Annotated in this window: 6 protein-coding genes; 4 read left to right on the forward strand and 2 right to left on the reverse strand. The window is 64.7% G+C overall.

The genetic code is table 11. The annotated features are described in order from the left end of the window. Positions 1-19: 19 nt before the first annotated feature. A complete protein-coding gene (locus IEW63_RS11960) occupies positions 20-3100 on the reverse strand; it encodes an efflux RND transporter permease subunit (RefSeq protein WP_188636859.1) in 3081 nt (1026 codons plus the stop codon). A gap of 3 nt (positions 3101-3103) precedes the next feature. Continuing rightward, positions 3104-4204, reverse strand: a complete 1101-nt coding sequence (locus IEW63_RS11965; protein WP_188636860.1) for an efflux RND transporter periplasmic adaptor subunit — start codon at positions 4202-4204, stop codon at positions 3104-3106. Between the two features lie 82 nt (positions 4205-4286). Here IEW63_RS11965 and IEW63_RS11970 point away from each other — a divergent pair, with 82 nt between their 5' ends. From IEW63_RS11970 to IEW63_RS11985, 4 genes are all read left to right on the forward strand, one after another. Further along, the gene (locus IEW63_RS11970; RefSeq protein ID WP_188636861.1) at positions 4287-4931 is read left to right on the forward strand and encodes a TetR/AcrR family transcriptional regulator; all 645 of its coding nucleotides are present in this window, start codon (positions 4287-4289) and stop codon (positions 4929-4931) included. Positions 4932-5010: 79 nt separating this feature from the next. Further along, positions 5011-5250 (forward strand): hypothetical protein, encoded by a 240-nt coding sequence (locus IEW63_RS11975; RefSeq protein ID WP_188636862.1) that lies wholly within the window; start codon positions 5011-5013, stop codon positions 5248-5250. Between the two features lie 89 nt (positions 5251-5339). Beyond that, positions 5340-5918, forward strand: coding sequence for a POTRA domain-containing protein (locus IEW63_RS11980; protein WP_188636863.1), 579 nt, complete (start codon positions 5340-5342; stop codon positions 5916-5918). 14 nt (positions 5919-5932) lie between these two features. Next, positions 5933-6699, forward strand: a 767-nt coding sequence (locus IEW63_RS11985) for a hemagglutinin repeat-containing protein (protein ID WP_188636864.1), incomplete at its 3' end; no start/stop codon positions are given.

Below are 6699 nucleotides of genomic sequence, written 5' to 3' on the forward strand. Positions count from 1 at the left end.
CCGCAGCGCCCCCTTGCTGTCAGCGGGCCGCCTGCTGCGGCGGGCGCACCCGGTACCAGGCGGCGTAGAGCGCCGGCAGGAACAGCAGGGTAAGCGCGGTAGCGATCGTCAGACCGCCCATGATGGCCACTGCCATGGGACCGAAGAAGACGCTGCGCGACAGCGGAATCATCGCCAGGATGGCGGCGAGGGCCGTCAGCACGATGGGCCGGAACCGGCGCACCGTCGCCTCGATGGTGGCGGTCCAGCGGTCATGCCCGGCGGCGATGTCCTTCTCGATCTGATCCACCAGAATCACCGAGTTGCGCATGATCATGCCGGACAGGGCAATGGTGCCGAGCATGGCAACAAAGCCGAACGGCTGCTGGAATATCAGCAGGAACAGGGTCACGCCGATCAGCCCCAGCGGAGCAGTCAGAAAGACCATGATCGAGCGCGAGAAACTGCGCAGCTGAATCATCAGCAGGGTCATGATCACCAGCCCGAGCAGCGGCAGCCCCTTCATGATGGACTTCTGACCGCGGGCCGAATCCTCCATGGTGCCGCCGATCTCGAAGCGGAAGCCGCTGGGCAGCTGGTCCCGGATCGGCTGCAGGGTCGGCAGTATCTGCTGCACCAGGGTAGCGGGTTGCTCGGCGCCGGGAATGTCCGCCAGCACTGTCACCGTCGGCAGTCGGTCGCGGCGCCAGATCACCCCTTCCTCGAAGCCGTATTCGAGTGTGGCCACCTGCTCCAGCGCAACGCTGCGCCCGCTGCCGGTGGGAATCGCCAGGCTGGGCAGCAACTCCAGCGCCTCACGCTCACCCGGGGTGCCGCGCAACAGGATCTCGATCAGCTCGTCACCTTCACGGAACTGGCTGACCGGGCTGCCGGTGAGCTGGCTGGCGAGAAAGCGCGATACATCGCTGGTGCTTACCCCGAGGGCGCGGGCGCGTTCCTGGTCGATATCCAGATAGACGATCTTGCTCGGCTCCTCCCAGTTCAGGTGAACGTTGCTCACCGCCGGGTTCTGCCGCACCCGCTCGGCGACCTCGCGGGCGAGGCGGCGAACCTCGTCGATATGTTCGCCGGACAGGCGGAACTGGATCGGATAGCCCACCGGCGGCCCGTTCTCCAACCGGGAGATGCGTGCGCGCAGGTCGGGGAACTCGGTGGCCAGCAGCTCCATCAGCCAGCTGCGGATTTCCTCCCGCTGCTCGATGGATTTGGCCTTGATCACGAACTGGCTGAAGCGGGTGGCCGGCAGCTGCTGGTCCAGCGGCAGGTAGAAACGGGGCGAGCCGGTGCCGATGTAGGCGACGAAGTTGTCGATTCCCGGATGATCGCGCAGACGTTCCTCCAGACGCAGTGCCTGGGCCTCGGTTGCCTGCAGCGAGGCCCCCTCGGTGAGGGTCAGATCGACCATCAGCTCGAGCCGGGCGGAGGGTGGGAAGAACTGCTGGGGCACCAGCCGGAACGCCAGCAGCGAGCTGATGAACAGGGCGGCGGTCAATACCAGTACCAGCCAGCGATGCTCGACGCACCAGCGCACCGTGCCACGGACCCGCTGGTAGAAACGGGTGGAGTAGGGATCATGGCCGGCGGGATTGCCGCCATGCTTTTTCGCATGCAGTGCCGCCATGTCCGGCAGCAGCCGGTGGCCGAGCCAGGGAACGAAGATGACCGCGGCGATCCACGACAGCAGCAAGGCGATGGTCACCACCTGGAAGATCGCCCGGGTGTACTCGCCGGTGGCCGAGGCGGCGGTGGCAATCGGCAGAAAGCCGGCAGCGGTAATCAGGGTGCCGGTGAGCATGGGGAAGGCGGTGCTGGTCCAGGCGAAACTGGCTGCCTTGATCCGGTCGTAACCCTGCTCCATCTTGATCGCCATCATCTCCACCGCGATGATGGCGTCGTCCACCATCAGGCCCAGCGCCAGCACCAGCGCGCCCAGCGAAATCTTGTGCAGGCCGATGCCGAAGTAGTTCATTGCGGTAAAGGTCATGGCCAGCACCAGCGGGATCGACAGGGCCACGACGAAGCCGGTGCGCAGCCCCAGCGAGAAGAAGCACACCAGCAGCACCACCGCGACCGCTTCGGCGAGCACCTTGACGAACTCACCCACGCTGTCACGGACGGCTTCAGGCTGGTCGGACACCTTGTGCAGCTCCATGCCCAGCGGCAGGGTCTGACGCAGGCGCTCGAACTCGGATTCCAGTCGATCGCCCAGGCGCAGGATATCGCCACCGTGCTTCATCGCCACCGCCAGCCCCAGGGCGTTCTGTTCCATGTAGCGCATGCGCGGCGCCATGGGATCGTTGAAGCCGCGGTGCACGTCGGCCACATCGGAGATGCGCAGGGTCCGGTCACCCACCCGGATCGGGAACTGCTGGATCTGCTCCAGGCTCTCGAACTGCCCGGATACCCGCAGTCGCACCCGCTCGGCAGGGGTCTCGAAGAAGCCGGCCTCGCGCAGGCTGTTCTGCTCCTGGAGGGCCTGCTGCACCGCAGCCAGCGGCAGCCCGAGGGTCGCCAGCTTCAGGTTGGAGATCTCGATCCAGATCTTCTCCTCCTGAACGCCGATCAGCTCCACCTTGCCAACGTCCGGCAGGCGTTGCAGCTGCAGCTGCAGGCGCTCGGCATAGTCCTTGAGCACCGCATAATCAAAGCCATCGCCGGTGAGTGCATAGATGTTGCCGAAGGTGGTGCCGAATTCGTCGTTGTAGAAGGGGCCGACAATATCCGGCGGCAGGGTGTGGCGGATGTCGCCGATCTTCTTGCGCAACTGATACCAGAGCTCGGGAATATCGGCCGGCGGCAGGTCATCCCGGACGATGAAGGTGATGGTCGACTCGCCCGGCCGGGAGTAGGACACCACCTGCTGGTAGGCACCGGTCTCCATCGCCTTCTGCTCGATACGGTCGGACACCTGGCGGGCGACCTCCTCGGCGGTGGCGCCGGGCCAGACGGTGCGGATCACCATGGCCTTGAAGGTGAACGGCGGGTCCTCGCTCTGGCCCAGCTGGCCGTAGGAAATGAACCCGGCGACGGACAGCACCAGCATGAAATACAGCACCAGCTGGCGGTTGCGCAGGGCCCAGGCGGAAAGGTTGAAAGCCATCGGTCACTCTCCGTCCAGGTCGAGCTGGCGGTTCTGCCGGTCCACCGGCACCACCTGCTGACCCTCACGCAGCATATGGACGCCCGCGGCCACCACCCAGTCGCCGGGCCGCAGGCCATCCGTAATGGTGGCCTGGTCCTGGTGATAGGCGCCCAGCGTCACGGGCCGGCGTTGCAGCAGGTGGTTCTCTGGGTCCACCACCCAGACGAAGCTCTGCCCGGCCTCGGCCGTGACCGCCGCCAGCGGCACCGCCAGCGTGACCTGATCGGCCTGGCGGATGAACACCCGTGCGCTCTGGCCGGTCTCGATGTTTGGCTGGTCGGTATCAAAGCTGACCCGGGCGGCAAAGGTGCGCGACTGCGGGTCGGCCGCCGGCGACAGTTCACGCAGGGTGCCGGCAAAGCGCTGTTCCGGACGGGACCACAATTCGACTTCCACCGGCTGGCCGATACGCAGGTGAGCCAGGCTCTTTTCCGGCAGGCTGAACAGCACTTCGCGCTCGCCATCAGCTGCCAGGGTGAAGACCGTCTGCCCGGCCGCCACCACCTGACCGACCTCCACGCTGCGGCGGGCAATCACCCCGTCGCGCGGTGCGCGCAGTACGCTGTAGGTAGCGTGGTTTTCCGCCACGTCGAACTCGGCCCGGGCCTGTTTCAGTCGGGCTGCTGCCGAGCGGAAGCTGTTCTCGGCATTGTCATATTGCGAGGAGCTGATCATCTGCCGGTCGAGCAGGGCCCGGTAGCGGTCCCGCTCTGCCTGCGCAAGGTTCAGGTTGGCCTGGGCGGCTGCCACCTGAGAACGTGCGGCTTCCAGTTGCAGGCGTGCATCCTCGGGGTCCAGCTCGGCCAGTGGCTGATCACGCCGCACCCGGTCGCCCGCATCCACCAGACGTTTGCTCACCTTGCCGCCGATGCGGAAGGCCAGTTCCGGCTCGATTCGTGCCCGGACTTCACCGGGATAGCTCTGCACCCGCTCGGTGGCCGGCTGGGGCTGAACCACCAGCGCCGGGCGCGGCGGCGGCTCGGCAGGTGGCGGGTCGCTGCAGGCGGTCAGCAGCGGGAGGGTTAGCAGGGCGAGGCCTGGAAGCAGAATGGTGCGAAACATGATCGGTCCCATCAGCGGGTGGAATAAGTGTACTGGCGAGTATAGTATGAATAGTGAACTCGCCAGTCCAGTATTGAATGCAATGACCGAAAAGACGACCACCAGCCCGGGACCGGGCCGCCCGAAAGACCCGGCCAAACGCGCGGCCATCCTGCAGGCCGCCCAGCTGCTGTTCCTGCGCAGCGGTTTCGAAGGCACCAGCATGGACGCCATTGCCGCCGAGGCCGGCGTGTCCAAGCTCACGGTGTACAGCCACTTCACCGACAAGGAAACCCTCTACGCGGCGGCCATCCGCGCCGTATGCGAAGCGCAGCTGCCCGACCTGTACCTCGGCCAGCGGGAGCATGACGACATCCGCAGCACACTGCGGCGCATCGGCAATGCCTTCTGCGTGCTCATCAACAGCGAGGAATCCATCGCGCTCCACCGGCTGCTGGTGAGCATGGCCGGGCAGGATGTGCGGCTCGCACGGCTGTTCTACGAAGAAGGGCCGCAGCGAGTGTGCGATGGCATGGTGGTGATCCTGGCGCAGGCCTGCGCGCGGGGCGAGCTGAGCATCGATCAACCGCTGGAAGCAGCCAGGCAGTTCTTCACCCTGCTCAAGGGGGACAGCCACTTCCGGCTGCTGGTTGGCTATGGCGAGCGGATGACCGAGCACGAACGCCGGCAGCATGTGGACGTAGTGGTTGACCTGTTCCTTCATCTATATGGTGCCAGCCCAGGCTGATGCAGCTGGCGCTGTGCCGCAACTGGCTGGCGGCGGCGCTTTCGGCTATCCTCTGCGGCTTTTTGCCGGGGGTATAAGCATGCTTGAAACCACACTCACCCAACTCGAACGCCTGATCGACGATCTGCTGCAGCAGAACCGCGCCCAACAGGAAACCATCAGCCGGCTGGAAGGCGAACTGGCGCAACTGCGCGACGAAAACGACACCCTGCAGCTGACCAGCATGGAACAGGAAGAGCAGTTGAGCAGTACGCTGGAACGGTTGCAGGCGATATTGCAGCGCAGCGGTGCCGAAACCGTTGTGGCTGCCAGCGAGTGAAGCAGCAGACACTCTTTTGGGGTGTATTGCCTTGATATAACGGCTGGGTATAATCCGCGGCTTCACTATATTCCCAAGGATGGGTGACCATGTTTATGCGTCTTCTCGCGCTGTTGCTGATATCACTGGCCACAGGTCCTGCCGTAGCACAAACGTTGCCCTCCGACCGTGATCTGGCCCAGGACCGCCAGCAGCGCTTGCTGGAAGAGCAACGCCGACGCCTGGAAGCGCTGCAGAACCTGCCGGGGGAGCGCGCCTCCCCCCTGCCACGGGACGAGGGACAGCCACCGGTCTGTTTCGATATTCATGAGATACATCTCCCCGGCGCCACGCTGATGTCACCAGCCGAGCAGGAGAAACTGCTCGGCGAGTTCCTCAATCGCTGCCTCGGTACAACCCAGCTCAACGATATTCTCAAGACCGTCACCGCTTTCTATCTGGATCGCGGTTATGTGACTGCGCGCGCCTACCTGCCGGAGCAGGACCTGGGTAGTGGCATCTTGCGGATCATCGTCATCGAGGGGGTGTTGGAAGGACTGGACAGCTCGGCACTGGCCAGTGATCGCGAACTGGCGATGGCCTTCCCAGGACGGGTGGATGAACCGCTCAATCTGCGCGAACTGGAGCAGTTGGTAGATCAGATGGGGCGCCTGGGCGCGACCTGCTGAATATCGGCGGGGCGATGCAAGCTGGCGGCGATGCTCAGCTGAGCGCCGGTAATGATCTGATCATCAGCGCCGTGGAGGAACGCAGCGACCTGATGCGTCAGGATCGCCGCCATTTCATAGAACGTGGCAGCGTGACCCAGCACGGCAGTGAGATAACCGTGGGGGGCAGCCTGCAGGCCAGCGCCGACAACGATCTGGCCATCATCGCCAGCCAGGTTCAGGCCGGGGATGACCTTACCCTTGCGGCCGGAGGCGATGTGCTGATCGCCAGTGCTGCCAACGAACAGCACGACATCTACCGCTACCGGCGCAGCGACAAGAAGGTTACCCGTGAAACCAGCGGGATCACCCAGCAGCAGAGTGAGATTCAGGCTGGTGGTGATCTCACCATACTCTCCGGTAACAACCTGATCGCTTCGTCCAGCCGCTTGGAGGCAGGCGGCGAAGCCTATCTGGTGGCGGGCGACCAGATGGCCCTGCTGGCGGCTGAAGACCTGGATCACAGCTTCTACGAAAAGAAGAGCAAAGGCTCCTTCGGGCGCAAATCTTTCCGTAGCGACCAGGTTACCCGGATCACTCAGCAGGGCACCGAGATCACCACAGGGGGTGACCTGGCGCTGATCAGCGGAGGTGACCAGACCTACCAGGCCGCCACACTGCGCAGCGGCGCCGATCTGGAACTGGTCAGCGGCGGCGCCATCAGCTTCGAAGGCGTCAAGGACCTGCACCAGGAAAGCCACGAGAAGAGCAAGAGCAGCTGGGCCTGGCAGAGCGCCAAGGG

It is taken from the genome of Halopseudomonas pertucinogena (genome assembly GCF_014646575.1).
Taxonomy (GTDB): Bacteria; Pseudomonadota; Gammaproteobacteria; order Pseudomonadales; family Pseudomonadaceae; genus Halopseudomonas; species Halopseudomonas pertucinogena.